21 protein-coding genes are annotated in these 26,365 nt (G+C 69.6%); 4 read left to right on the top strand and 17 right to left on the bottom strand.

The features are described 5' to 3' along the window. Positions 1-75: 75 nt before the first annotated feature. The gene (locus ACIRB4_RS04150; RefSeq protein WP_403288299.1) at positions 76-300 is read left to right on the top strand and encodes a hypothetical protein; all 225 of its coding nucleotides are present in this window, start codon (positions 76-78) and stop codon (positions 298-300) included. 269 nt (positions 301-569) lie between these two features. Here ACIRB4_RS04150 and ACIRB4_RS04145 read toward each other — a convergent pair whose 3' ends face one another. The 4 genes from ACIRB4_RS04145 to ACIRB4_RS04130 all read right to left on the bottom strand — a co-directional run bounded on the left by ACIRB4_RS04145 (position 570) and on the right by ACIRB4_RS04130 (position 4,442). Next, positions 570-2,516, bottom strand: a complete 1,947-nt coding sequence (locus ACIRB4_RS04145) for a hypothetical protein (protein WP_403288298.1) — start codon at positions 2,514-2,516, stop codon at positions 570-572. A 423-nt stretch (positions 2,517-2,939) separates the two neighbouring features. Then, positions 2,940-3,296, bottom strand: a complete 357-nt coding sequence (locus ACIRB4_RS04140; RefSeq protein WP_403288297.1) for a DUF6113 family protein — start codon at positions 3,294-3,296, stop codon at positions 2,940-2,942. Continuing rightward, positions 3,293-4,183: an N-acetyl-1-D-myo-inositol-2-amino-2-deoxy-alpha-D-glucopyranoside deacetylase gene (gene mshB / locus ACIRB4_RS04135; RefSeq protein WP_403288296.1), complete on the bottom strand. Its 891-nt coding sequence runs from the start codon at positions 4,181-4,183 to the stop codon at positions 3,293-3,295. Before mshB ends, ACIRB4_RS04140 begins: the two co-directional genes overlap by 4 nt. Before the next feature lie 64 nt (positions 4,184-4,247). Continuing rightward, a complete protein-coding gene (locus ACIRB4_RS04130) occupies positions 4,248-4,442 on the bottom strand; it encodes a hypothetical protein (RefSeq protein ID WP_137993529.1) in 195 nt (64 codons plus the stop codon). A 166-nt stretch (positions 4,443-4,608) separates the two neighbouring features. Here ACIRB4_RS04130 and ACIRB4_RS04125 point away from each other — a divergent pair, with 166 nt between their 5' ends. Next, complete coding sequence (locus tag ACIRB4_RS04125) at positions 4,609-6,819, top strand: prolyl oligopeptidase family serine peptidase (protein ID WP_403288295.1); 2,211 nt, start codon at positions 4,609-4,611, stop codon at positions 6,817-6,819. A 27-nt stretch (positions 6,820-6,846) separates the two neighbouring features. On the opposite strand, the gene ACIRB4_RS04120 is transcribed toward ACIRB4_RS04125, so the two are convergent. The 13 genes from ACIRB4_RS04120 to ACIRB4_RS04060 all read right to left on the bottom strand — a co-directional run bounded on the left by ACIRB4_RS04120 (position 6,847) and on the right by ACIRB4_RS04060 (position 24,984). Next, the gene (locus ACIRB4_RS04120) at positions 6,847-7,791 is read right to left on the bottom strand and encodes a hypothetical protein (protein ID WP_403288294.1); all 945 of its coding nucleotides are present in this window, start codon (positions 7,789-7,791) and stop codon (positions 6,847-6,849) included. A 343-nt stretch (positions 7,792-8,134) separates the two neighbouring features. Next, positions 8,135-9,238 carry an ABC transporter ATP-binding protein gene (locus ACIRB4_RS04115; RefSeq protein ID WP_403288293.1) on the bottom strand — a complete coding sequence of 368 codons (1,104 nt, stop codon included), beginning with the start codon at positions 9,236-9,238 and terminating at the stop codon, positions 8,135-8,137. Beyond that, positions 9,231-10,214 carry an ABC transporter ATP-binding protein gene (locus ACIRB4_RS04110; RefSeq protein WP_403288292.1) on the bottom strand — a complete coding sequence of 328 codons (984 nt, stop codon included), beginning with the start codon at positions 10,212-10,214 and terminating at the stop codon, positions 9,231-9,233. The genes ACIRB4_RS04115 and ACIRB4_RS04110 overlap by 8 nt, the downstream gene beginning before the upstream one ends. Before the next feature lie 6 nt (positions 10,215-10,220). Continuing rightward, entirely contained in the window at positions 10,221-11,201 is a 981-nt protein-coding gene (locus ACIRB4_RS04105; protein ID WP_403288291.1) for an ABC transporter permease, read from the bottom strand. Beyond that, positions 11,194-12,117, bottom strand: a complete 924-nt coding sequence (locus tag ACIRB4_RS04100; RefSeq protein WP_403288290.1) for an ABC transporter permease — start codon at positions 12,115-12,117, stop codon at positions 11,194-11,196. The genes ACIRB4_RS04105 and ACIRB4_RS04100 overlap by 8 nt, the downstream gene beginning before the upstream one ends. 81 nt (positions 12,118-12,198) lie before the next feature. Next, positions 12,199-13,824, bottom strand: a complete 1,626-nt coding sequence (locus ACIRB4_RS04095; protein ID WP_403288289.1) for an ABC transporter substrate-binding protein — start codon at positions 13,822-13,824, stop codon at positions 12,199-12,201. Positions 13,825-14,022: 198 nt separating this feature from the next. After that, positions 14,023-15,171 carry an ABC transporter ATP-binding protein gene (locus ACIRB4_RS04090; protein WP_403288288.1) on the bottom strand — a complete coding sequence of 383 codons (1,149 nt, stop codon included), beginning with the start codon at positions 15,169-15,171 and terminating at the stop codon, positions 14,023-14,025. Next, on the bottom strand, positions 15,164-16,222 hold the full coding sequence (locus ACIRB4_RS04085; protein ID WP_403288286.1) for an ABC transporter ATP-binding protein: 1,059 nt from the start codon (positions 16,220-16,222) through the stop codon (positions 15,164-15,166). The genes ACIRB4_RS04090 and ACIRB4_RS04085 overlap by 8 nt, the downstream gene beginning before the upstream one ends. 17 nt (positions 16,223-16,239) lie before the next feature. Then, positions 16,240-17,190, bottom strand: a complete 951-nt coding sequence (locus ACIRB4_RS04080) for an ABC transporter permease (RefSeq protein ID WP_403288284.1) — start codon at positions 17,188-17,190, stop codon at positions 16,240-16,242. Continuing rightward, the gene (locus tag ACIRB4_RS04075) at positions 17,183-18,109 is read right to left on the bottom strand and encodes an ABC transporter permease (protein WP_403288283.1); all 927 of its coding nucleotides are present in this window, start codon (positions 18,107-18,109) and stop codon (positions 17,183-17,185) included. Before ACIRB4_RS04075 ends, ACIRB4_RS04080 begins: the two co-directional genes overlap by 8 nt. Before the next feature lie 92 nt (positions 18,110-18,201). After that, positions 18,202-19,836, bottom strand: a complete 1,635-nt coding sequence (locus ACIRB4_RS04070; protein ID WP_403288282.1) for an ABC transporter substrate-binding protein — start codon at positions 19,834-19,836, stop codon at positions 18,202-18,204. A 446-nt stretch (positions 19,837-20,282) separates the two neighbouring features. After that, on the bottom strand, positions 20,283-22,184 hold the full coding sequence (gene typA, locus ACIRB4_RS04065; RefSeq protein ID WP_403288280.1) for a translational GTPase TypA: 1,902 nt from the start codon (positions 22,182-22,184) through the stop codon (positions 20,283-20,285). Between the two features lie 316 nt (positions 22,185-22,500). Beyond that, on the bottom strand, positions 22,501-24,984 hold the full coding sequence (locus tag ACIRB4_RS04060) for an ABC transporter substrate-binding protein (RefSeq protein WP_403288278.1): 2,484 nt from the start codon (positions 24,982-24,984) through the stop codon (positions 22,501-22,503). Between the two features lie 305 nt (positions 24,985-25,289). Between ACIRB4_RS04060 and ACIRB4_RS04055 the strand changes: the two genes are divergently transcribed. Further along, positions 25,290-25,514, top strand: coding sequence for a hypothetical protein (locus ACIRB4_RS04055; protein ID WP_403288277.1), 225 nt, complete (start codon positions 25,290-25,292; stop codon positions 25,512-25,514). An 11-nt stretch (positions 25,515-25,525) separates the two neighbouring features. Continuing rightward, a complete protein-coding gene (locus ACIRB4_RS04050) occupies positions 25,526-26,365 on the top strand; it encodes a hypothetical protein (RefSeq protein ID WP_403288276.1) in 840 nt (279 codons plus the stop codon).

Here is a 26,365-nt window from a genome sequence, read left to right as displayed (position 1 = left end):
TGAAAACCCCTACCGAGCGTAACGTGATCCACGCCACTGTGTGACCAGATCGACACACAGAGCGAAAGGCTCGCAATGAACTCCCCTCACGGCCCGGGCGCCTTCGTCGCCCACACGGGCACCGACGTCTACGGCCCCGGCAAGGTCATCGGCGTGGACGGCGTGCACCGGCGGGTGCGCTTCGTGCACTTCGTCGCGACGATCCGCGCCGCCGACCTACGCCCCGCGACGCCCAGCGAGACCCAGGAGATCCAGGACTGGCTGCGGGCGAAGAAGCAGCGGTACGGGGGCGAGTGGTGATGACGCTCCGCGTGTCGCGGGACGGTGGAAGGACCTGGTCCGCGCCGAAGACGTACGTGCCCCGGCGCGGGGCGGTGCCGAGCCAGTCGGCGCTGCGCTATCCGCCGTGCGCGTGCCTCCGGTGCGTGCGCCGGGAGGAGCGGGCCTCCGCCGTGCCCAGGCCCTGATCCACCCCATGTCGTGCGACAAGGGCGAGGGCCCCCGTCCGGACTGTCCGGACGAGGGCCCTCGTACAGCGTGCTGCCTACCGCTACCTCGGCGTCAGGGCGTCAGCCCTGGCCGTCCAGGTCGATGACCTTCGTGCGCTCGGCGGGGGTCTTGCCCAGCAGGGCGTCGCGCATCGCGAAGGCGACGTCGTCGGCGGTGACCTGGTGCTTCTTGCCGTCTCCCTTGGTGATCATGATGCCGTCGAAGACGCCGTCGAGAAGCTCCTCGATGGCCGCCTTGTTGTAGACCTCGACCAGGCGGCCGTCGACCGGCTTCATGGAGAGGATCTTCGGCAGGGACCTCGCCGGACCGAACTGGATCTGCTTCGAGCCGGCTTTGATCGTGATCAGGTCGGACATGGCGGGCTTGGCGAAGGTGTTCATCGCCCGGTCCAGCTCGGCCTTGGTGATGGTGGGCTCGCGGGTCACGACGGGGAGTTCGACGGTGTTCGTCTTGCCCGTCTGGACCTGGGCGCGGTACGCGTCCTTGACGGAGATCATGGAACGCATCACGTCCAGGCCCTTGCCGGGCTTGCCCTCCACGGCGGTGACCTTGCCGGGCGAGAACTTGATCGTGCCCTCGGTCGCGGAGCCGGACGCGCCGGCCACGTCCTTCAGGGCCACGCTCAGCTTCTCCTCGTCCACCGGGAGCACCGGCTGGGCGACGCGCTCGCCGCCGAAGAGGGTGCTGATCACGGAGACGGGGTTGTAGTCGCTGCCCGCCGCGCCCCGGACGGTCGCCTGGCTGTCGAGGGAGAGGCCGGCCTTGTCCGGCGCCAGCTCGACCTTCTTGCCGTCGACGCTGAGCTGGAGGGGGGTGGCGGCGCGCTTGCCGAGGGCCGCCTCCAGCTTGTTGACGGCCTCCTCCTTCGTACCGCCGCCGATGTCCACGCCGAGGACGGTGGTGCCCTTCGGGACGTCGGAGTGGTTGAGGAGCAGGCCGGCGCCGTAGGCGACACCGGCGAGGCCGATCACGCCGAAGGCGAGGAGGGGGAGCTTGGAGCGGCCCTTCTTCGCCGGGGCCGAGGAGGAGGACGGCGAGGACGAGGAGGGGCGTGCGGGTGCCGGCCTGCCGGAGGAGGCGACCTCCGGGGTGGAGAACCCTTCGTCGCCGCCCCGGGGGGCGTGCGGGCCCGGCGGGACGACGGGGATGCCGCTGGTGAGGGTGTCGCCGGAGATGTGGCCGCCGTGGCCGCCGTCGGCCGGCGGTCCCGGCGCGTGGGGGGTGACCGGGCCGGGGTTCTGCGGGGTCAGGACCGCGGTGTCGTCGGACATCTGCGGCACCGCGCCGAAGGGGTTGGGGGCCAGCGGGTTCGGTGCCAGCGGGTTGTGGGCCGGCGGGTTCGGGGCCAGCGGGTTGCCGCCCACGGAGCTGTCGCCGGTGACGGGGCCTGTCGTCGGGCCGCTGGGCGGCTGCGGGGCCGTGCCGTACGCGGCGTCGTCGTCCAGGGGCGGGGTCGTGAGGAACATCGGCGTACCGCCGGCAGGGGTGGCCGAGATCGAGGCGCCGCCGACCGTCGGGATACCGCCGGTCGCGGGCCCGGCGAAACCGGAACCGCGCGGGCCGCCGACGGGCTTGCCCGGCTGCCCGGGCGTCCCCGGCCCGGAGGGGCGAGGAGCACTCGCGCCCGGACGCGGGCCCGGGCCGCCCGCGCCGCCTGTCACCGCGGCACCCGCGCCCATGCCGGACGGAGCCGACGGACCGGAACGACCCGACGGACCAGACGGACCCGAGGGGGCGGCCGAACCCGAGGGAGCGGCCGGAGCGCTCGGGGCAGCCGGGGCGGCGGGCGTCGCCGGCTTGCGCGGGGCGAACCAGGCGCTGGTCTTCTCCTCCGTCTTCGGCCGCTCCGGCCTCGCCGCCTCCGCCGGGGCGGGGGCGGGCGACGGCTCGGGCGCCGGGGCGGGCACCGCGGCCGCGACCTGCGAGCCCCCCTCCGCCGACGCGTCCGAGGCCGAGCCCGAGCCCGAGCCCGAGGCCGAGTCGGCGACGGTCTTGCGCACGACCACGGGCGGGATCGGACGCGAACCCGGAATGTTGATCCGGATCCGGGTCGTCAGCGTCGTCTCGGTCTTCGGCTCCTCCGGCCGCGTCCGCGCGGGCGGAGCGGCCGTCTCCTCCGCCGCGTCCTGCGTGGGGTGGAGCGACGGATACTGGCGGGTTCCGTACGGCGGTGTACCCGAGGGGTACGCGGCTCCACCGCGCCCCTGGGCGCCGGAGGACGAACTGTCAGTCTCTCGACCAGTTTCACGACTCAAAGCAGGATCTCCCGGTTGGCTCCGCCGCCCGCTCTTGCTGATGCTCGTATACCCGGGCGGTTCGGCGGCGCGCACCACCATACTGTCCGCCGCCGCCCGGTATCGGACGGCCGTGCAATGTGCGACGGGCATTCCGGCCGAAGTCCGGGCAGCCTTCCGCCCAAGTCGGGCTGCTCACGGGGTAGGTCGGGGCAGCTTCACCATCGTGGCGCACATCACAGCGAGGGCCATGCCGCCCAGGAGATAGATCATCTCCGAGAGCCCTCCGGTGAAGACGCCGTCGCCTTCCGGCCGTCCGAAACTCAGCAGCACGACGGCGAGGAGCCAGCCCGCGCCGGGGACCACGACGCCGAGTTGTGTCTCGGTGGCGCGGAGCCCGCCGTAGAACACGCCCGCGGCGCCGAGCAGGGCGAGGAGCAACCCGCCGGGGAACCAGGCGCTTTGGACGAGGGAGCCCGCCGCCGCGACCAGTACCCCGAGCACGAAGAGGACTACGTACCAGACCACGCGGCCGTTCACACGCCCGTTCATTCGCTCACTCCCGCGAACAGGTCGTCCTCGCGCACGCCCTCGGGTGCGCCGGGCGTACCCACCACCAATTGGTAGTACTCCGTGGTGAAGATCGGCTGACCGAGGTTGTTGGACAGGGCGAAGAAGGGGCCGTCCACGGCGATCTGTGTGGCATGGGCGCGCATCGCGGCGGTCTTGCGGGCCGCGTGGACGGTGCCACCGTCGATCTCGGCGGTGATGAGCGCGTCGTCGACCACGCCGGGGAGGTCGTCGATGTCCGCGATGCCGGGGAAGTCCGCGCCCTCGGCGCGCAGCCGGGCGAAGCCGGCCTCGGCGACGGAGCGCGGGATCCGGTTCCAGTAGATCTTGGCGATCCGGTGGGCGGGGCCGAGGCCGGGGCGGTAGGCGTCGTCCGCGGCGAGTTCGGCGGCGCGCATGGCGACGCGGTGGGCCTGGATGTGGTCGGGGTGGCCGTAGCCGCCGTCGGGGTCGTAGGTGACAAGGACCTGCGGACGGGTCTCTCGGATGACCTCGACGAGGTAGGGGGCGGCGTCGTCGACGGCCGTGTTCCAGAAGGCGACCTCGCGCCGGTTCTGCTCGACGCCCATCATCCCGGAGTCGCGGAAGCGGCCGGGGCCCCCGAGGAAGCGGTGGTCGGTGACGCCCAGCTCCTTCATCGCGGCGGCGAGTTCGCCGACGCGGTGGTCGCCGAGCCGGTCCTCCCGGTCGGGCGCGAGATGGGCGAGGCCGGGCGGGATGACCTCGCCCTCCTCGCCGAGGGTGCAGGTAACCAGGGTGACCTGGGCGCCCTCGGACGCGTACCTGGCCATGGTGGCGCCGTTGTTGATCGACTCGTCGTCGGGGTGCGCGTGCACCAGGAGCAGACGACGGGCTGGGAGATCCGTCATGGCCCCACCCTACGAGGCGGGGCCGGTGACCTGCGCGAGGCTCAGACTTCGAGACCGCCGGTGCTCAGAACTTGAGACCGCCGATCATGCCCGCGACGTTCGTGGTGAGCGTACTGATGGACGGGGCGATGGACGAGCTCGCCAGGTAGAAACCGAGGAGCGCGCAGACCGCCGCATGTCCCGCCTTCAGCCCGGATTTCCGGATCAGGAGGAAGACGACGATCGCCAGCAGCACCACCGCCGAAATCGAGAGTGCCACGGCGGTTCACCTCCACACTTCTTCGGTCGGATATTCGGACGGGCAAGTCGGCGAGCATGTGCCAGGAGTTCCTTACCCACCTAGCGCTACGGATCATAACTATGTGTGGCTCCGTATCCATGGTGTACGGGGGCATAGGGGGGCGCACAGCGCTAGGTTCGGAAGTATGACCTCGCGACAGCAGCAGTCGGATCCGCGCCCGTCCCCGCGCTCGTCCCCCCTCTCGCCGCCGCTCTCGTTTCCGCGCCAGTACGCCCGGACTCAGCGCTTCACCCTGGGCGTTCCGCGTGGCTTCACGGTGTCTCCCGACGGTGAACGTGTGGTGTTCGTCCGTTCCGGTTCGGGTACGGACCGGTCGCACAAGCTGTGGGTGCTGGATCTCGCCGGGCCGGCGGGTGAGCCGCGGGAGCGGGTCGCGGCCGATCCCGGGACGCTGCTCGCGGGACGGGCCGAGGAGTTGTCGGCGGAGGAGCGGGCGCGGCGGGAGCGGAGCCGTGAGGGCTCGGGCGGGATCGTCTCCTACGCGGTGGACGCGACGGTGGAGTTGGCGGCCTTCCCGCTGTCGGGGCGCTTGTACGCGGCGGAGTTGAGGGCGGGGACGGCGCGGGAACTGACGGTTCCGGGGCCGGTGATCGATCCGCGGCCCTCGCCGGACGGGCGGCACATCGCGTACGTGGCACGGGGCGCGCTGCGGGTGACGGGCGCGGACGGGCAGGGGGACAGGGCGCTCGCGGAGCCGGAGGACGCGCATACGACGTACGGCCTCGCGGAGTTCGTGGCGGCCGAGGAGATGGGGCGCGGGCGCGGTTACTGGTGGTCTCCGGACTCGGACCGGCTCCTGGTGGCGCGGGCGCACGACCGGCCGGTGCGCCGGTGGTGGATCTCGGATCCGGCCCATCCGGACCGGGAGCCGCAGGCGGTGGCCTATCCGGCGGCGGGGACGCCGAACGCGGAGGTGCGGCTGTATCTGGTGGATCTGGGCGGGGAGCGTACGGAGGTCGGCTGGGACCGGGAGCGGTATCCGTATCTGGCCCGGGTGCACTGGTCGGCGGACGGGGCTCCGCTGCTGCTCGTCCAGGCCCGGGACCAGCGTAAGCAGCTCCATCTGGCGGTGGACACGGAGACCGGGGCGACGCGGACGGTGCGGGTGGAGGAGGACCGGGACTGGTTGGAGCTGCTGCCCGGCGTGCCGGCCTGGTCTGCCGACGGGCGGCTGGTCCGGATCGCGGACGAGGGTAGGGACGGAGGCACCTCCGCCGGACACAGGGCGAGGGTGCTGGTGGTCGGGGACCGGGCGCTGACCGGGGCCGAGCTCCATGTGCGGGCGGTCCTGGACATCGGCGAGGACGACGTGCTCGTGTCGGCGTCGGCGGGTGCGCGGGCGGCGGAGCCGGAGATCGGCGAGATCCATGTGTACCGGGTGAACGAGCGGGGCGTGGAGCGGGTCTCCGAGGGGGTGGGGGTGCACGCGGCGGTGCGTTCCGGTGCGGTCACGGTGCTGGTCTCGGCCCGTCCGGACGTTCCGGGGAGCGTGGCGCGGGTGCTGCGGGACGGCCGGCAGGTGGCGGTGGTCGCCTCGTACGCGGAGTCTCCGGTGCTGTCCGCGCGGGTCCGTCTGCTGGCGGGGGGCGCACGGCGGATTCCGTGCGCCGTCCTGCTTCCGGAGGGGTACCGGGAAGGTGACGGACCCCTGCCCGTACTGATGGATCCGTACGGCGGGCCGCACGGGCAGCGCGTGGTCGCCGGGCACCATGCGCATCTGACGTCGCAGTGGTTCGCCGACCAGGGGTTCGCGGTGATCGTGGCCGACGGGCGGGGCACGCCGGGCCGCTCTCCGGCGTGGGAGAAGGCGATCAGGAACGATCTGACATCGACCCTGGACGATCAGGTCGAGGCGCTGCACGCGCTGGCGGAGGAGTTCCCGCTGGACCTCGGGCGGGTGGCCATCCGGGGCTGGTCGTACGGCGGTTATCTCGCCGCGCTGGGGGTGCTGCGGCGGCCGGACGTCTTCCACGCGGGGATCGCGGGGGCGCCGGTGACCGACATGCGGCTGTACGACACCCATTACACCGAGCGGTATCTGGGGATGCCGCAGGACAGTCCGGAGGTGTACGCGGCGAACTCGCTGGTCACGGATGAGGGGCTGACGGCGCCGGAGAACCCGGCGCGGCCGCTGATGATCGTCCACGGGATGGCGGACGACAACGTGGTGGTGGCCCACACCCTGCGGCTGTCGTCGGCGCTGCTGGCGGCGGGCCGGCCGCACGAGGTGCTGCCGCTGACGGGCGTGACCCATATGACGCCGCAGGAACAGGTGGCGGAGAACCTGCTGCTGCTCCAGGTGGACTTCCTGAAGCGGTCGTTGGGGATGAGCTAGCCGGATGGGCTGGACACCCGGGGGGCGTCACCAGCCGGGCGGGCGCGGGGACGGCGGGGCGGGCGGCGGGACCGGGAGGGACGGCGGGGGCGGGGTGACATGGGGTTCGCCCCGGCCGGCCAGGACGGCGAGCACGGCGGCCCCGGCCAGCAGGTAGAACACGGCCGTGAGCTGGGAGAGTTGCTCGCCCCCGGCGAGGCGGGAGATCCGGTCGAGGACGTCGTACCGGACGGCCAGGGCGAGACCCATGGCGCCCGAGCCGCACAGCAGGACGCCGGTGATCAGACCCAGCGGGCGGGAGTAGGGGGACCGGGCGAAGGCGCCGGCCGCGGCGGTGAGGGCGAGCAGGACGAGAACGGCGCTGAGCCAGCCGGGCGGGGGTGCGAGCAGCGGCGCGAGGACCGAGCGTCCGCCGGTGAACCGGTCGACGCTGATCTCGACGGGGAGTTCGAGCGCCAGGTGGACCTCCCAGGCGGCACGGACGAGGGCGGCGAGCAGCAGCAGGACACCGGCGGCGACGGCTGGACCGGGGCGGGGCCGGGCCGGGAGCGGCGCGCGGAGTGTGTCGGCAGGGTGCCGGCCGACGGCGGCGGTGACGAGGAGACCGGCGGCGAGCCCGAGGTCGAGGAGCGTGGTGACCAGGGCGGCGTTGCCTGCGCCGGTGGCCCACAGGCCGGGCAGTCGTACGGCGAGGGTGACGGACCCGGCGGCGGCGAAGGCGGGCGCGGCGAGCGGGGAGCGCGGGGCGGCGACGGCGGTGGCGGCGTAGACACCGATCAGCACGGGGTCGAGCCCGGAGGTGGCCGACCGCTCCCGCAGCGGCAGCCGGTGGTCGCCGGCCCAGTACCAGGCGAGGTCGCCGGGCGAGCCGGTGAGGACGGCGAGGTCCCGCAGTATCCAGCCGGCGGTGATGAGGGCGAGCGCGACGCAGAGAGCGGCTCCGGTGAGACGTGCTGCGCGGGTCACTGTCACGAGGCCGATACTCACAGTGGCGACGCACCGAAACAAGAGGTTCCGCTTGGAGGTGCACAGACTCCCTGGCGAGTGAGCCGAAGGGGCGCGCGGGCGTCGAAAGGGAGAACGCGCGCAGGCCGCGAGGAACGAGCGGGCGAGCACGAGCGAGTGTCGACGCACGCACAAAGCGCCCCGGAGGGGAACCGAGCCCAAAAAGTAGGGGGCGGCGGCCGGCCGGGGCGCATCAGGCGTCCCGGCCGGCCTACGGCACCCGCACGGCCGTACGCTGCCCAGTCTGGCGCGTTCGTATATCGGACCCGGGTCGGTGAAGTTGCTTGCCTGTTAAGCGATCTGACGGCCGCTACCCCGGCTCGTCCTCCGTCGGCACCACGTGCTTCTCCTCCGCGAAGTGGCAGGCCGAGTCGTGTCTCGCCGGGGAGTCGGTCAGCCGGAATTCCGCCGGGACGGCGAGCGCCGGCACCTCCAGGGCGCAGCGTTCCTGTGCCTTCCAGCAGCGGGTGCGGAAGCGGCAGCCGGAGGGGATGTTGGCCGGGGAGGGGACGTCTCCGGTGAGGATGATGCGTTCGCGGTGGGCCCGGGCCTCGGGGTCGGGGACGGGGACGGCGGAGAGCAGGGCCTGGGTGTAGGGGTGGGTGGGGTGGTCGTAGATCTCGGCGTCGGTGCCGATCTCGACGATCCGGCCGAGGTACATGACGCCGACCCGGTCGGAGATGTGCCGCACGATGGACAGGTCGTGGGCGATGAAGACGTACGACAGCTTGAATTCGGTCTGGAGGCGTTCCAGGAGGTTGACGACCTGGGCCTGGACGGAGACGTCGAGGGCCGAGACCGGTTCGTCGGCGACGATGATCTCGGGCTGGAGCGCGAGGCCCCGGGCGATGCCGATGCGCTGGCGCTGGCCGCCGGAGAACTGGTGCGGATAGCGGTTGATGTACTCCGGGTTGAGGCCGACGACGTCCAGGAGGTCCTGGACCTTCTGGCGCCGGGAGCCTTTGGGGGCGACCTCGGGGTGGATCTCGTACGGCTCTCCGATGATGTCGCCGACGGTCATCCGGGGGTTGAGCGAGGTGTACGGGTCCTGGAAGACCATCTGGATGTTGCGGCGGACCGCCCGTAGGGCCTTGGCGGACATCTTGGTGATGTCCTCGCCCTTGTACGAGATGGTGCCGGACGTCGGGCGCTCCAGGTTGACCAGCAGCTTGGCCACGGTCGACTTGCCGCAGCCGGACTCGCCGACGATGCCGAGGGTCTCGCCCGCCGCGAGGTCGAAGGAGACGCCGTCGACGGCCTTGACGACGCCGATCTGCTTCTTGAGCACGATGCCCTGGGTGAGGGGGTAGTGCTTGTGCAGGTCGCGGACCCGGAGGATGGCCTCGCCGCCCCGGAGGCTGGCCTCACCGCGAGCCTCAGGAGCCTCACCGCGAGCCTCACGAGCCTCAGCCATGGAGGCACTCCTTCCAGTAGTGGCAAGCGCTGGTGCGCGGCACCGGGGACTCGGTCACCTCGTAGAGCGGCGGCACGTCGGTGCGGCAGCGGTCCTGGGCGAGGGGGCAGCGGGGGTTGAAGGCGCAGCCGGGCGGGATGGCGAGGAGGTTGGGGGGCAGGCCCTTGATCGCGTACAGCTCCGAGCCCTTCTGGTCCAGGCGCGGGATCGATTCGAGCAGGCCCTTGGTGTAGGGGTGGGCGGGGGCCTTGTAGATCTCGTGGACGGGGGCGTGCTCGACGATGCGGCCCGCGTACATGACGGCGATCTTGTCGGCGACGTCGGCGACGACGCCGAGGTCGTGGGTGATGAGGATGAGCCCCATCCTGAGCTCGCGCTGGAGTTCGGCGAGGAGGTCCATGACCTGGGCCTGGACGGTGACGTCGAGGGCGGTGGTGGGTTCGTCGGCGATGATGAGCTCGGGTTCGAGGGCGAGCGCCATGGCGATCATGATGCGCTGGCGCATGCCGCCGGAGAACTGGTGCGGGTACTGGCCCACCCGCTCCTTCGCGGCGGGGATGCGGACCCGGTCCATCAGCTCGACGGCCTTGGCCCGGGAATCCTTCTTCGACAGGCCCTGGTGGACCTGGAACATCTCGCCCAGCTGGTCGCCGACGCTGATGACCGGGTTCAGCGAGGACAGCGCGTCCTGGAAGATCATCGCCATCTTGGCGCCCCGGACCTTGCGGCGCTCCTCCTCCTTGAGCTTGAGCAGGTCCTGGCCCTGGAAGAGGATCTCGCCGCCGGTGATCTTCCCCGGCGGAATGTCGAGGATGCCCATGACGGCCTGGGCGGTGACGGACTTGCCGGAGCCGGACTCGCCGAGCACGGCGAGCGTCTCACCCGCGTCGACCGAGTAGTCGACGCCGTTGACCGCCTTGGCCACCCCGTCCCGCGTGTGGAACTCCACGTGCAGGTCGCGCACTTCGAGCAGCATGGGCGTCTACCTCAGCTTGGGGTCGAGGGCGTCGCGCACCGCGTCGCCGAGCATGATGAACGCGAGGACGGTGACGGCCAGCGCGCCGGCGGGCCAGAGCAGCATGTGCGGGGCGTTGCGGATGTACGGGGAGGCGGAGGAGATGTCGATGCCCCAGGACACGGTCGGCGGCTTGAGGCCGACGCCGAGGAAGGACAGGGTCGCCTCCAGGGCGATGTAGGTGCCCAGGGCGATGGTCGCGACGACGATGACGGGTGCGAGGGCGTTCGGCGCGATGTGGCGCAGCAGCATGCGGGAGTTGGAGGCGCCGAGGGCGCGGGCCGCCTGGACGTAGTCGTTCTGTTTGGCGGTGATGACGGAGCCGCGGGCGATCCGGGAGAGCTGGGGCCAGCCGAGCAGCACCATGAAGCCGATGACGGGCCAGACGGCGTTGCTGGTGACGACCGACAGCAGGACGAGTCCGCCGAGGACGACGGGGATGGCGAAGAAGATGTCGGTGATCCGGGAGAGGATCGCGTCCCAGACGCCGCCGAAGAAGCCGGCGAGTCCGCCGAGGACGGAGCCGAGGACGGTGACGCCGAGGGTGGCGAGGACGCCGACGGTGACGGAGGTCCGGGCGCCGTGGACCGTACGGGTGTAGACGTCGCAGCCCTGGCCGTTGAAGCCGAAGGGGTGGCCGGGCTGGGAGCCTTCCTGCGCCTTCGCGAGGTCGCAGTCGAGGGGGTCGCCGGAGGCGATGAGGGAGGGCCAGATCGCGATGACGATCAGGAAGAGGATGACCAGCCCGGAGAGGAGGAAGACGGGGTTGCGGCGCAGGTCGTGCCAGGCGTCGGACCACAGGGAGCGGGGCTTGCCGGCCGGACCCGTGCCCATCGGGCCGCCGGGAGTCTTCTCCAGGGTCTCGCCCTCGCTCATCGCGAGGTCCACGGCGCCGCCGGCTCCGGTGGGGGCGATGGCGGCTCCTTCGTCGTAGTTCGGCTCAGGCATAGCGGATCCTCGGGTCGAGTACGGCGTACAGGAGGTCGACGAGCAGGTTGGCCAGCAGGAAGACCAGGACGAGGACGGTCACGAAGCCGACGACGGTCTGGGTGTTCTGGCGGAGGATGCCCTGGTAGAGCTGGTAGCCGACGCCGTGGATGTTGAAGATCCGCTCGGTGACGATGGCGCCGCCCATCAGCGCGCCGACGTCGGTGCCGATGAAGGTGACCACGGGGATGAGCGAGTTGCGCAGCAGGTGGCGGGTGATGACCCGGCGGCGTGGCAGGCCCTTGGCGACGGCGGTGCGGACGTAGTCGGCGCGCTTGTTCTCGGCGATCGAGGTCCGGGTGAGCCGGGTGACGTACGCGAGCGAGACGGAGGCGAGGACGAGGCCGGGGACGATGAGTTCGCCGACGGGGGCCTCGGGTGAGACGGCCGGTTTGATCCAGGCCCATTTGACGCCGAGGAGGAGCTGGAGGAGCAGGCCGGTGACGAAGGTCGGTACGGAGATGACGACCAGGGTGAGCAGCAGCACGCCGGTGTCGACGGGGCGGCCGCGGCGCAGGCCGGTGAGGACGCCGAGGGTGATGCCGATGACGATCTCGAAGACGATGGCGACGAGGGTGAGGCGGATGGTGACGGGGAAGGCGTTGCCCATCAGTTCGGTGACCGGCTGGCCGTTGAAGGCCGTGCCGAAGTCGCCGGTGAAGACGTTGCCCATGTACGTCAGGTATTGCTGGACGACCGGCTTGTCGAGGCCGAACTCCTTGCGCAGCTGGGCGGCGGTGGCCGGGTCGCAGGCGCGGTCGCCGCAGAGTCCGGCGATGGGGTCGCCCATCACGTTCACCATCAGGAAGATCAGCAGGGTGGCGCCGAAGAAGACCGGGATCATCTGCAGCAGACGCCGGATCACATAACGACCCATGGGGGGCTCCGGGGGGTGGGGGGAAGGCGTACGGCCCCCGGCGCGGGAGGGACGCCGGGCCGTACCGCCGTTGCCCGTGCGTCAGTTGACGGTGATCTCGTTGTAGACGGGCACGCTGAACGGGTCGAGCGCGACGTTGGAGACCCGGTCGGAGTAGCCGGCGCTGCCGTTCTGGTACCAGAGCGGGATGGCGCCCATGTCGTCGCGGAGGACTTCCTCGGCCCGCTGGAACAGTGCGACGGCCTTCGCGGTGTCGGTCTCGGCGTTGGCCTGGTCGACGAGCTTGTCGAACTCGGGGTTGGAGTACTTGCCGTCGTTGGAGGAGGCGTTGGTGTAGTACATCGGCTGGAGGAAGTTCTGGATGAGCGGGTAGTCCATCTGCCAGCCGGCCCGGAAGGGGCCCTTGAGCTTCTGGGTGGTGACCTGGTGGCGGTAGTCGGCGAAGGTGCCGACGGGGTTGCCGACGCAGGCGTTGTTGCTGCCCAGGGCGTTGTTGATGGAGTTGCAGACGGCGTCCACCCACTCCTTGTGGGAGCCGGTGTCGGCGTTGTACGAGATCCTCATGGTGCCGCCGGGGATGCCGCCGCCCTCGGCGACCAGCCTCTTGGCCTCGGCCGCGTTGAACTCGCACGCCTCGCCGCACAGCTCCTTGTAGCCGCCTTCGGCGCCGAGGACCGGGGAGGTCCAGTCCTTGGCCGGGGTGCGGGTCTTCTGGAAGATCGTGTCGGTGATCTGCTGACGGTTGATGGCCATGGAGATGCCCTTGCGGAGCTTCTCCTGGCCCGGCCTGTTCCAGGCGGGTTCGTAGAACGGGATGGAGAGCGTCTGGATGATGCCGGCGGGGACGTTGATGTACCGGTCGCCGAGGTCGGCCTGGACGTTCTTGAGCTGGGAGGCGGGGACGTCGTCGACGAGGTCGAGGTTTCCGGCGGTCAGGTCGGTGTAGGCGGTGTTGTTGTCGGTGTAGACCTTGAGGGTCACTCCGCCGTTGCGCGCCTTGTCCTCGCCGGGGTAGCCGTCCCATCGCCGCAGGGCCATCTGGGAGCCCTTGGCGTACGAGTCGACGGTGTACGGGCCGTTGCCGACGGGCTTGGAGAGCCAGGCGGCGTGGTCGTCGAAGAACGCCCGGGGCAGCGGGGCGAAGGCGGCGTAGCCGAGGGTCTCGGGGAAGGTGGAGAACTTCTGGGTGAGCTTGACCGTGAAGGTCCTGTCGTTCACGACCTTCAGGCCGGACATGGTCTGGGCCTTGGGCTGGCCCTGTTCGGGGTGGACCTGTTCGTAGCCCTCGATATAGGCGAAGAAGTAGGCGTTCTTCTGGTTGTTCCTCAGGTGGGCGCCGTAGTTCCACGCGTCCACGAAGGACTTGGCGGTCACCTTCTCGCCGTTGGAGAAGGTCCAGCCGTCCTTGATGGTGATGGTGAAGTTGGTCGAGTCGGTCGTCTCGATCCGCTCGGCGAGCATGTCCCTGGCCTCGCCGGTCTTCGGGTCGTACTTCTTGAGACCGCGGAAGATCATGTTGAGGACCTTGCCGCCCTGGACCTCGTTGGTGTTCGCGGGTTCCAGCGGGTTCTGGGGGTCGCCCCACGAAGAGCTCACGATGCCGTCGGCGCCACCGGCGCCGGTGTCCGTACCGCCGCCGCAGGCGGTCGCCGCGAGGGCGACGGCCGCGGCCAGTGCGGCCCACTTGGCGTGCGTGGCTCCGCGCATGAGGTGCCTCCTGAGTGTCCTGACTCTCACGTAGGCCTCAATATCACCCCATATACGGTGCGATGCACTTTATTGACACCCGGACGCCGACCCCGGACGCACGGAGCCCCCGACACCCGAAGGGGGTGCCGGGGGCTCATCCCGCACAGGCTTCCGTACAGACGTACGAACGTGGCCGCGTACAGGCGTACGAGCGGGTCAGACCGCGTGGACGACGTCCTTCTCCTCGGCGAAGTGGCACGCCGACTCGTGCGCGGCCGGGGTGTCCTGACCGTGGAACCGCTCCGGGACCGCGAGCAGCGGGACCTCGGTGGCGCACCGCTCCTCCGCCTTCCAGCAGCGGGTGCGGAAGCGGCAGCCCGACGGCGGGTTGGCCGGCGAGGGGACGTCACCGGTGAGGATGATCCGCTCGCGGCCCTCACGGGCCTCGGGGTCCGGGACCGGGACCGCCGACAGCAGCGCCTGGGTGTAGGGGTGCGTCGGGTGGTCGTAGATCTGCGTGTCCGTACCGATCTCGGCCATCTTGCCGAGGTACATCACGCCGACCCGGTCGGAGATGTGCCGGACGATCGACAGGTCGTGCGCGATGAAGACGTAGGAGAGGTTGAACTCGTCCTGCAGCTTCTCCATCAGGTTGATGACCTGCGCCTGGACGGAGACGTCCAGGGCCGAGACCGGCTCGTCGCAGATGATGATCTCCGGGTTGAGCGCGAGGCCGCGGGCGATGCCGATGCGCTGGCGCTGACCGCCGGAGAACTGGTGCGGGTAGCGGTTGATGTACTCGGGGTTCAGACCGACCACATCGAGCAGCTCCTGCACCTTGCGGCGCCGGTCGCCCTTCGGGGCCACCTCGGGGTGGATGTCGAAGGGCTCGCCGATGATGTCGCCGACCGTCATCCGCGGGTTGAGCGAGGTGTACGGGTCCTGGAACACCATCTGGATGTTGCGGCGGACGGCCTTCAGCGCGCGGCCGGACAGCCTGGTGATGTCCTGGCCCTTGTAGAAGACCTCACCCGCGGTCGCCTGCTCCAGGTTCATCAGCAGCTTGGCGACCGTGGACTTGCCGCAGCCGGACTCGCCGACGATGCCGAGGGTCTCACCCTGGTAGAGGTCGAAGGAGACCCCGTCCACGGCCTTGACCGCGCCGACCTGCCGCTTGAACAGGATGCCCTGGGTCAGCGGGAAGTGCTTGACCAGGTTGCGCACCTGGAGGATCGGCTCCCCGCGTTCGACCGGCGCCTCGATGGCGGCTACTGCCTCCGCCTCGGTGGCCGCGTCGACCGTCGCCACCTCGGTGACATTGGGGGTCGCGTCCACGGCCTCATCCTTCTTGCCGAGCTCAGCCATGGATCGTCTCCTTCCAGAAGTGGCAGGCGCTGCCGCGGCCCGGCAGCTCCGTGCCGTCCTGCTCCGACACCGGCGCGAGCGCCGGGACGTCGGTGCGGCAGATGTCCTCGGCCCTGGGGCAGCGCGGGTTGAAGGCGCAGCCGGACGGGATCTTGAGCAGGTTGGGCGGCAGGCCCTTGATCGCGTACAGCTCCTGGCCCTTCTGGTCCAGGCGCGGGATCGAGTCCAGCAGGCCCTTGGTGTAGGGGTGGGCCGGGCGCTTGTACAGCTCGTGCACCGGCGCCTGCTCGACGATCCGGCCCGCGTACATGACCGCGATCTTGTCCGCGACGTCGGCGACGACGCCGAGGTCGTGGGTGATCAGGATCAGGCCCATGTTGTATTCCCGCTGGAGCTCCGCGAGGAGGTCCATGACCTGGGCCTGGACGGTCACGTCGAGCGCCGTGGTGGGCTCGTCCGCGATGATCAGGTCGGGCTCCAGGGCGAGCGCCATCGCGATCATGATGCGCTGGCGCATACCGCCGGAGAACTGGTGCGGGTAGTCGTTGACCCGGGCCGCGGCGGCCGGGATCTTCACCCGGTCCATCAGCTCGATCGCCTTGACCTTGGCCTCCTTCTTGGAGAGGCCCTGGTGCACCCGGTACATCTCGCCGAGCTGGTAGCCGACGCTGAGCACGGGGTTGAGCGAGGAGAGCGCGTCCTGGAAGATCATCGCGATCTTGCTGCCGCGCACCTTGCGGTGCTCGTCCTCGGACATCTTGAGCATGTCCTGACCGTGGAAGAGGATCTCTCCCTTGGTCACGAACCCCGGCGGGGTGTCGAGGATGCCCATGATGGCCTGCGCGGTCACGGACTTGCCGGAACCGGACTCGCCGAGGACGGCGAGGGTCTCGCCGGCCTTCACGGAGTACGAGACACCGTTCACGGCCTTCGCGACACCCTCACGGGTGCGGAATTCCACATGGAGGTCCCGCACGTCGAGCAGCGGGCCGTCGGAGGTCTCGCCGTCACGCGGCGCGGGGACGCTCGCGGTCTTGTCGATGGTAGTCACTGCGTTCGTCCTCACTCTCAGCGCAGCTTCGGGTCGAAGGCGTCACGGACCGCGTCGCCGAGCATGATGAACGCGAGGACCGTGATGCTGAGCATTCCGGACGGGAACAGCAGCGGGTGCAGGCCCTGCGAGATGCGCTGCTGGGCCTCGGAGATCATCACGCCCCAGGAGATGGCCGGTGGCCTGATGCCGATACCGAGGAAGCTCAGGGTCGCCTCCGCGCTGATGACCACACCCAGGGAGATCGTGGCGACCACGACGACCGGGGTGATGGAGTTCGGCATGACGTGACGGAACATCAGCCGCCAGGTCGAGGCGCCCAGCGAGCGCGCGGCGGCCACGTAGTCGGCCTGCTTGACCTGCATGACGGCGCCGCGCATGACGCGGGCCATGGACATCCAGCCGACGGCGGTCAGCGTGAGCACCACGGCCATCACGCCGGCGTTGCGCATGCCCTTCTCGTCACGGAAGTTGTTCAGGATGACGATCGCGGCGAGCAGCAGCGGCAGACCGAAGAAGACGTTGGTGACGAACGAGAGGAGGGCGTCCGTCCACTTGCCGAAGAAGCCGCCGAGCACACCGACGAAGCCACCGATGATCAGGGAGAAGACGGTCGTCAGCACACCCACGATGATCGAGTTGCGCGTGCCGTAAATGGTCTGCGAATAGACGTCGCAGCCCTGGAAGTTGTAGCCGAACCAGGCGCTGCCGCTCGGACCCGCCATCGAGTTCTTCAGGTTGCAGTCGAGCGGGTCGACGCTGGTGAAGAGACTCGGGAAGGCGGCGATGACCAGGATGAAGAGGATCAGAGTCGCCGAGACGAGGAACATCGGACGGCGGATCAGGTCCCGGAAGGCGTCCTGCGCGAGGCTGCGCGCCTTGTCCTGCTTGGCCGGGCTGGGCGACACGGGCACGTCGGGCCCGGCCGGGTTGACGACCGTGTCGGTCTTCTGGGTGGTCTCACTCATAGCGAATCCTCGGGTCAAGCACGGCGTACAGCATGTCCACAACCAGCGCGGTGATCAGGTAGACGAGCACCAGCAGGCTGACGAATCCGACGACCGCCGGTCCGTCCTCCACGTTCAGCGAGGTGAAGAGCTGGAAGCCCACGCCGGGGATGTTGAAGATGCCCTCGGTGACGATGGCGCCGCCCATGAGCGAGCCGAGGTCGGCGCCCAGGTAGGTGACCACGGGGATCAGCGAGTTGCGCAGCACGTGGATGCCGATGACCCGGCTCTTCGGAAGGCCCTTGGCCTTCGCGGTCCGGATGTAGTCGGCGCGGAGGTTCTCCGCGACCGATGCCCGTGCGAGACGGGCGATGTACGCCAGCGAGACCGCGCCGAGCACCATACCCGGCAGCAGATAGCTGATGAATCCATCGTCGGTGCCGGCGACGGGGAAGAGTTCCCACTCCACGCCCAGGAACGTCTGGGCGACGTTGCCGAGCACGAAGATCGGGATGGCGATGACGGTCAGGGTGGAGACCAGCACCAGGTTGTCGATGAAGCTGCCGCGGCGCATGCCCGCGAGCACACCGGCGGCCACACCGATGAGCACTTCGAAGGTGAAGGCCACGCCCGCGACCTTCAGGGTCTCCGGCCAGGCCTCGGCGAGCAGCTCGGCGATCGGCCGGCCCTGCGCGATGGACTCACCGAAGTCGCCCTGGAGCAGCCCGGTGAAGTAGTACCAGTACTGCATCCAGAACGGCTCGTCCAGGTGGTACTGGGCGGTGAGCGTGGCTCTGATGTTGTCGGGTACGGGCTTCTCGCCGTACAGGTTCTGGATGGGGTCGCCACCCATCTGTGTGACGAGCAAAAAGACGATGAACGTGGTGCCGATGAAGACGGGCACCATCTGAAGGATTCGTCGGATGACGAACCGGCCCATGGGTCCTCCTCGCGAGAAACGGCGGGGGCCGGTGTTGCCGGCCCCCGCCGCCGTTCTCGACTCTTAAATGTGGGTCAGATGCCTTAAGGCCGTCAGGCCTTGGAGATCTTGGTGACGTCGACCCGGTTGAAGAGGTCCATCTCGACGTTCGACACGTTCTTGCTGTGCGCGAACACGTTCTTGCCGAAGCGCAGCGGGATCACCGGCATGTCCTGGACGAGGATGTCCTCGGCCTGCTGCCAGAGCTTGATGGCCTCGGCGGAGGTCTTGGCGGCGCGGCCTTCCTCGACCAGCTTGTCGAAGTTCTTGTTGCTGTAGCCGTAGTAGTTCGAGGAACCACCGGTGGTGAACAGCGGGCCGAGGTAGTTCTCCATGGACGGGTAGTCCATGATCCAGCCCATCCGGAACATACCGGAGAACTTCTTCTGCTCGACCTGGGTCAGCAGCTCGGCGAACTGCGGGACGGCCGTGCCGACGCAGTCGACGCCGAGGTTCTTCTTGATCTGGTTGCAGGTGGCGTCCACCCACTCCTTGTGGGCGCCATCGCCGTTGTAGCCGATGTTGATCTTGTTGCCCTCGATGCCGCCGGCCTTGGCCAGCATCGCCTTGGCGGCGGCCGGGTCGAACTTGCAGGTGTCACCGCAGGTGTTCTCGCGGTAGCCACCCACGACCGGGGAGACGAAGGAACGGGCCGGCGACTGCGAGTCGTTGAGGACGACCTTGGTGATCTCCTCGCGGTCGATCGCCATGGAGATCGCCTTGCGGACCTCCGGCTTCGCGTACTTCTTGTCGTACGTCGGGAACGACACGAACTGGAAGGTGGAGGCCGGGGACGACTTGAAGCGGTCGCCGAACTGCTTGGGAGCGTTGGCCAGTTCCGAGCTCGGGACCTGCGGGACGACGTCCAGGGCGCCGGCGACGACGTCCTTATACATCGTCTCCTGCTTCTGGTAGATCTTGTACGTCACCGAGTCGACCTTGGGCTTGTTCTCGCCCGTGTAGTCGGGGTTCTTGACGACCTTGATGGCCTTGTTGTGGTCCCACTTGCCTTCGATCTTGAAGGCGCCCTGGCCGATCGGGGCCTGCTCGTACGCCTTGATGTCCTTGAAGGCGGCGTCCGGCATCGGGTAGAAGACCGTGTAACCGAGAACGGTCTTGTAGTCGGCGAAGGGCTTCGCCAGCTTGACGGTGAAGGTGGTGTCGTCGACGACCTTCAGACCGGAGAGCTCCTTGGCGGTCGGCTCGGGGGCCTTCTTCGCGCCCTCCTCGCCGTCCGGGTCCTTCGGGTTGAGGGCGTCGTAGCCCTCGATGGTGGCGAAGAAGTAGTTGCCGTCGGCCGCGTTCGGGCCGTAGGCGCCCCAGTTCCAGGCCTGGACGTAGCTCTTGGCGGTCACCGGGGTGCCGTCGTGGAACTTCTGGCCCGGCTTGATCTTGATGGTCCAGAGCGAGTTGTCGGTCGTGGTGATCGACTCGGCGGCGTCCTCGACCGGCTGGTTCTTGGCGTCGTAGCTGACGAGCGGACGGAACAGCGCGTCCAGCACCTGCGAGCCCTCGGACTCGGTCGTCGTAGCGGGGATCAGACGCTTCGGCTCGGAAATGCCGACGCTCACCGCGCCCCCGGCCTTCGCCTTGCCTTCCCCACCCTTGTCACTGCCGCCACAGGCGGTTGCTGCCAGGGCGACGACGATCGCGCCCGCTACCCACTTGGCGCTCTTGGCACCGCGCATGGGTTCCTCCTCATGAGTCCACTTGTCACTACGAGAGGGGGCACTCCGAGTCCGCCGACACCCCTGACGGCGATGTACTCGAGTTCCCCGAGTGTGCTCGTGAGTCGGCACTCCCCACAGTGCGAGACCCATTGACCCGAGCTCAATGGAGCCAACTATTAAGTACGTCCGGGCTGTAAACCACACTTAAGTGGTCTCGTTTTGACAACATCACCAAGGGCCTTGAGACCGAAATCCGGACAAAGCGATCACAGACAGACACCCCCGAAACGGACCGTTAACACACGTTCCGGAGAGCGACGGCCGATATCCGGACACCCGGCCCATGAAATGGATTTGACGAAAGGCCCGGGCCCCCGCAGTGACTGCGGGGGCCCGGGCCTTGGAGGTGAGACTATGTCAGGTCGATGCGGCGAAGGTCACCACGCCGACCCTCTGAGGGACGATCAGCCGTGCTTGGCGCGGGAGGCGGTGCGACCGCGCTCCTTCTGGTCCAGGACGACCTTGCGGATGCGCACGGCCTCCGGGGTCACCTCGACGCACTCGTCGTCGCGGCAGAACTCCAGCGACTGCTCCAGGGAGAGCTTGCGCGGCGGGATCACGTTCTCGGTGTTGTCCGCGGAAGCCGCACGCATGTTGGTGAGCTTCTTCTCCTTGGTGATGTTCACGTCCATGTCGTCGGAGCGCGAGTTCTCACCGACGATCATGCCTTCGTAGACCTCGGTGCCGGGCTCGACGAAGAGCACACCGCGCTCCTGCAGGTTGATCATCGCGAACGGCGTGACGGAACCGGCGCGGTCGGCGACCAGCGAGCCGTTGTTCCGCGTGACCAGCGGGCCGAACCACGGCTCGTGGCCCTCGTGGATCGAGTGCGCGATGCCCGTACCGCGGGTCTGGGTCAGGAACTCCGTACGGAAGCCGATGAGGCCACGGGACGGAACGACGAACTCCATGCGGACCCAGCCGGAGCCGTGGTTCGACATGTTGTCCATGCGGCCCTTGCGGACGCCCATGAGCTGCGTGACCGCACCCATGTGCTCCTCGGGGACGTCGATCGTCAGGCGCTCGACGGGCTCGTGCACCTTGCCGTCGACCTCCTTGGTGACGACCTGCGGCTTGCCGATGGTCAGCTCGAAGCCCTCGCGGCGCATCTGCTCGACCAGGATGGCGAGCGCGAGCTCACCACGGCCCTGGACCTCCCAGGCGTCCGGGCGCTCGGTGTCGAGAACCCGCAGCGAGACGTTACCGATCAGCTCGCGGTCCAGACGGTCCTTCACCTGGCGGGCGGTGACCTTGCGGTCCTTCACGGCGGACTTGGCATCCGCGCCCTTGCCCGTGCCACCGCGGCCGACGAGCGGCGAGGTGTTCGTACCGATGGTCATGGAGATCGCCGGCTGGTCCACCGTGATCAGCGGCAGCGCGACCGGGTTCTCCGGGTCGGCCAGAGTCTCGCCGATCATGATGTCGGGGATACCGGCCACGGCGCAGATGTCACCGGGGCCCGCAACCTCGGCCGGCTTGCGGGTGAGCGCCTCGGTCATCATCAGCTCGGTGATGCGGACGTTGGAGATCGAGCCGTCGCGCTTGATCCACGCGACCGTCTGGCCCTTGCGCAGCTCGCCCTGCTCGACACGGAGCAGCGCGATACGGCCGAGGAAGTTGTCGGCGTCGAGGTTGGTGACGTGGGCCTGGAGCGGCGCGTCCTCCTCGTACGTCGGGGCCGGGACGTGCTCCAGGATCGTGGAGAAGAACGGCTCCAGGTTGTCGCTGTCGGCCGGGACGGTGCCGTCCTCCGGCTTGGTCAGCGACGCGACGCCGTCACGGCCGCAGGCGTAGACGATCGGGAACTCGATCTGCTCCTCGTCCGCGTCCAGGTCGAGGAAGAGGTCGTAGGTCTCGTTGACGACCTCGTCGATCCGGGAGTCCGGGCGGTCCGTCTTGTTGATGCAGAGGATGACGGGCATCCGGGCCTGGAGGGCCTTGCGCAGCACGAAGCGGGTCTGCGGGAGCGGGCCCTCGGAGGCGTCGACGAGAAGGACGACCGCGTCGACCATCGACAGACCGCGCTCGACCTCGCCACCGAAGTCGGCGTGGCCGGGGGTGTCGATGATGTTGATCGTGATCGGGGCCCCGCCGTCCTTGGGGTGATACTTCACCGCCGTGTTCTTGGCGAGGATCGTGATGCCCTTCTCACGCTCCAGGTCGTTCGAGTCCATCATGCGGTCGTCGAGGTGCTGGTGGGCGGCGAAGGCACCGGCCTGCTTGAGCATGGCGTCGACGATGGTCGTCTTGCCATGGTCGACGTGGGCGACGATGGCGACGTTACGGATGTCGTGGCGCGTGGGCATGGGTGCTTGCGCTTCTCTCGGATCGTGGGATGCGGCGTCTGTTCCTCTTACGCCCGCCGGGCGGACGCGCCACGGCTACGTCCCATGGTACGGGGCCGCCGCGCAAGGGGCTTCCCCGACCGGATTCGAGAGGATCTTCCGGGAAGTTCTGGACTGTCTCGGTGGTGCGTTGCACTGGGGGTGCGGATACGAGCCGGCCGGGTCAAGGGGCCGGACGCGATCCTGCCCGCCGGGGATACCGGCGGGCAAGGCACTTGAGCGGGTTCTGAGGTTGTGACCTGCGCTTTTGGCTGGTTCGTCGTGACCTGTACTTCGGCTAGTTCTTCGTGTTCCGCTCGGCTCCCTTGGCGGTTTCGGGCTTCTTGAACCCGATGTCCTGGTAGAGCGGGGTCGCGAAGCCCCAGGCGCCCGCGTTCACCACGTTCTTCCTGGCCGCGACGAGCTGGGGGCGCTGGTAGAGAGGAATCGATCCGGCAGCGGCCCAGATCCGGGCGTCGGCCTGGCGGATCAGCTCCCGGGCCTCCTTCTCGTTCAGCGTGGCCACCGCCTGGTCGAACAGCTGGTCGATGCGGTCGGTGCCGACCCGGGAGTAGTTCTGCTCGACCAGGAGCGAGCCGTCCGAGGCGGGCTCGGGCTTGGCGAAGATCGGCCGGGCGTCCGTGGCGGGGAACGCGGTGGCGGGCCAGGAGTAGAGGGCCAGGTCGTACTCGCCGGAGGCGATGTGGTCCTTGAAGAAGCTGTCGTCGGAGACCTTGGTGACCGTCGTGCGGATGCCCACCGCGTCGAGCATCTGGACGATCTTGTCGCCGACCGCCCGGAGGGACTCCGAGCCCGGTCCCGAGGGGAGCACGAAGCGGAGACTGAGCGCCTTGCCGTCCTTGCCCAGGGGCTGGGCGGCCGCCGCGGGCACGGCGGGGGCGGCGGTGCCGCGCGGCGCGTAGGCGCCGGCGACGCCCTTGTCTGCCCTGTCCTCCTGCCGGGCCCCGGCCTCGGTGGTGGTGCGGGCGTCGAGGCCGGAGCCGGAGTCGCGGGTGGCGCCGAGTGAGGCGGCCTGGCGGAGCAGGGCCACGTTCTGGAGGGCGGCGCCCGGGGCGGGGGCGAGGATGTCGGTGCCGTTCTCGGGGCCCGCGGCGCCGAGGGCGGGCGCGTCGGCCTTCCCGTCCGCGGGGGACGCCGCCGTACCGCCGGGCTTGTCGTCGCCGACGATGTAGAGCCCGTCGTCGGAGGCGACATCGGCCTCGGGCTTCTTCGCCTCGGACCGCTTCTCCTCGCCCTGCTGCCGGCCTTCCGGCTTGTTCTCGCCGTCGGTCTTCGCGGGGGTCTTCTCCGCGTCCTTCCCGGCGCCCTTCTCCGCGCCCGTCTCCGCCTCGCTGCCGGCCTTCGCTCCGGCCGGCTTCTTGTTCGCGCCGCCCGGCACCCAGCCCGCGTCCGCGAGGAGCGCCCGCGCCTCGGCCGTGTCCTGGCCGCCGAGCGCCTCGCTGTTGTCCGCGTACGCCGCCTGCCCGGCCAGGGCGAGGTGGCTGCCCGGAGGCTTCGCGGGCAGCCCGAGCGGCTTGAGGACGACCTCGGCCAGTTCCTGGCGGTCGATCGCCCGGGCCACCGCCCGCCGTACCCGCTCGTCGCTGAGCGGCCCGGACTCGCCGTTCAGCGACAGCTGGGTGTAGGCGGGCTCCAGGGACTTGCGCACCACGAACGCGCTCAGCGCCCCCTGTTCGGCGGCGTACCGCTCGATCGCCCGCTGGTTCTGCTCGCGGGCGGCCTGGACCTCCTGCGCCCGCTCCGCGTCGGAGCCGTGCGCCAGCGCCCAGGACTTCAGCGCCGCGGACGGTGTGATCGCCGCGCCGGGCCCGTGCGTCAGCGGCAGACTGCCGCCGCGGCCGGAGCCCGCGTCGCGTACCGCCAGCGTGATCCGCTCCGCGGCGGCCCGGTCGATCTCGGCGAGGTCGAGATCGCCCGCGGCCAGCGCCGCCACCCGCTCCGTGCGGGGCACGGCCTTCAGGACGATCTTGTCCAGCTTGGCCGACCGTCCCCACCAGCGGGGGTTGCGTACGAGGGTGGCCGTGCCGGCCTTGCGGTCGACCGGGCCCAGCTGGAACGGGCCGGCGGTCGACTTCAGCGTGGCGCGCGCGCCGTCGTTGAAGCTGTTCGGGGAGCCCATCACCTCCTTCGGGTAGAGGGGGGTGAAGAGGGACTGCCAGTCGGCGTACGGCTTGCCGAAGGTGACCCGTACCTCCAGGTCGTTCTTGCCGCGCTCGATCTTGTCGATCCGCTCGTACCCGGAGTTGCGGGCGGTCCAGTACGCGGTGTCCCGGCCGCTGAGCGCGCGCCACTGGGCGACGAAGTCCGGGGCGCCGATCTCGCGGCCGTCGCTCCAGACCGCCTGCTGGTTGAGCTTGTAGAGGACGACCTGCTTCGGCTCCGTCTCGACGATCTGGGCGGACTCCAGATAGTCGGCGTTGCGCTGCGGCCGGCCGCGCTGGTCGAGGGTGTAGAGAGAGGGGAGCGCGGCCCCGGCGATGCGCGCGGTGGCCCCGTCGGCGTCGGCCTGGAAGGCGTTGAGCGTGGTGGGCATCGCGTCGACGGCCCAGGTGAGAGTGCCACCGTCGGTGACCTGGTCGCGGACGGTGGGGGCGTGGTCCTGGGCGGCGACCGGGGCTTCGTCGGCCTCGTCGCGGGAGCTGCAGCCGGCCAGCACGGAGACGGCGAGCACCGCACTCGTGAGGGGGGCGACGGAGCGGAGTGTGCGGGAGCGGGGGCTCCTGGAGCATGTCCTCCCGCGAGGGGCGCCGACCTGGGACATGACTTGTACCCCTTCGTCCAGTTTTATGGCATTTGGAGATGATCACACCTATTGCTCATACACTGAAGGGGACGTGACCGACCCGTCGACGGCGACACGGCGGCGCGGCGAGCGAAAGCCACCCGTGCGGCCCAACCACCGGGCGAGTCGGCCGCCCCGGACGAGTGGAATCCCGGCACATCGCTTCAGATGGGTTCACAAGCGGGATGTGACGCGCGACACTCTCCCCCGAGCTCGGCTTCGCTCGACCAGGGGGACCCCCAGCGCGTGTTCGCCACCCGCAATCGCGGAAGTGAGGGCAATCCATGACCCTTCAGGACGATCTGGCGGCCGTCAAACGCTGCCTCGAAGAGCTGGTCCGGACCGTCGGACAGCTCGAACGCAGTATCGCCGCGGAGCACGGCGTCCCCCCGGTGCCGACGAGCGGCCGGACGGACTTCGTGACGATCCCCGACACCCCCTACGACAGCGGGCTGTGGACGGACTCGGACGACGAGGGCCTGGGAGCACGCGACCGGCACGCCCCCTAGGAGGACCTCCGTTGGCCACAGGTACCGAACCACCCTCCCTGAACAAGGGGGCGTCGCCCTCCACCGGAGTGCACGCCCCCTCGCGTGCGGCCATCGCCCCCCGCCACCTGCGGACCGACCGCTGGTGGCTGGCGCCCGCCGCCACCGCCGCCGGACTGCTCGCCTTCGTCGTCTACTCCACCTGGCGGGCCTTCGCCAACAGCCACTACTACGCCGCGCCTTACGTCTCGCCGTTCTACTCGCCCTGCCTGGCGGAGAACTGCGTCCCGATGAAGGACGGACCCAACTGGGAGATCTTCGGCGGCTGGTGGGGCCTCTCCCCCGCCCTGCTGATCCTGATCTTCCCGCTCGGCTTCCGGCTGACCTGCTACTACTACCGCAAGGCGTACTACCGCGGGTTCTGGGCCTCGCCCCCGGCCTGCGCGGTCGCCGAGCCGCACGGGAAGTACACCGGCGAGACCCGCTTCCCGCTGATCCTGCAGAACATCCACCGGTACTTCTTCTACGCCGCCCTCCCGGTCGCCGCGATCCTCACCTACGACACGGTGCTGGCCTTCCGGGACGCCTCGTACGCCTGGGGCCACGCGGGGCTCGGGACGGTGATCTTCCTCGTCAACATCGTGCTGATCTGGGCGTACACCCTCTCCTGCCACTCCTGCCGGCACATCGTCGGCGGCCGGCTGCGGCACTTCTCCCGGCACCCCGTCCGCTACCGCCTGTGGGGTCTGGTCGGAAAGCTGAACGCCCGCCACATGCTCCTCGCCTGGACCTCGTTGATCAGCGTCGCCCTCTGCGACCTGTACGTGTACCTGCTCGCCACCGGCACCTTCGACGACCCGAGGATCTTCTGA

The sequence above is a fragment of the Streptomyces sp. NPDC093600 genome, from assembly GCF_044764755.1.
GTDB lineage: Bacteria > Actinomycetota > Actinomycetes > Streptomycetales > Streptomycetaceae > Streptomyces.
The sequence above is the reverse complement of the archived record's forward strand: the minus strand, read 5'-3'. Positions and strand labels throughout refer to the sequence as shown.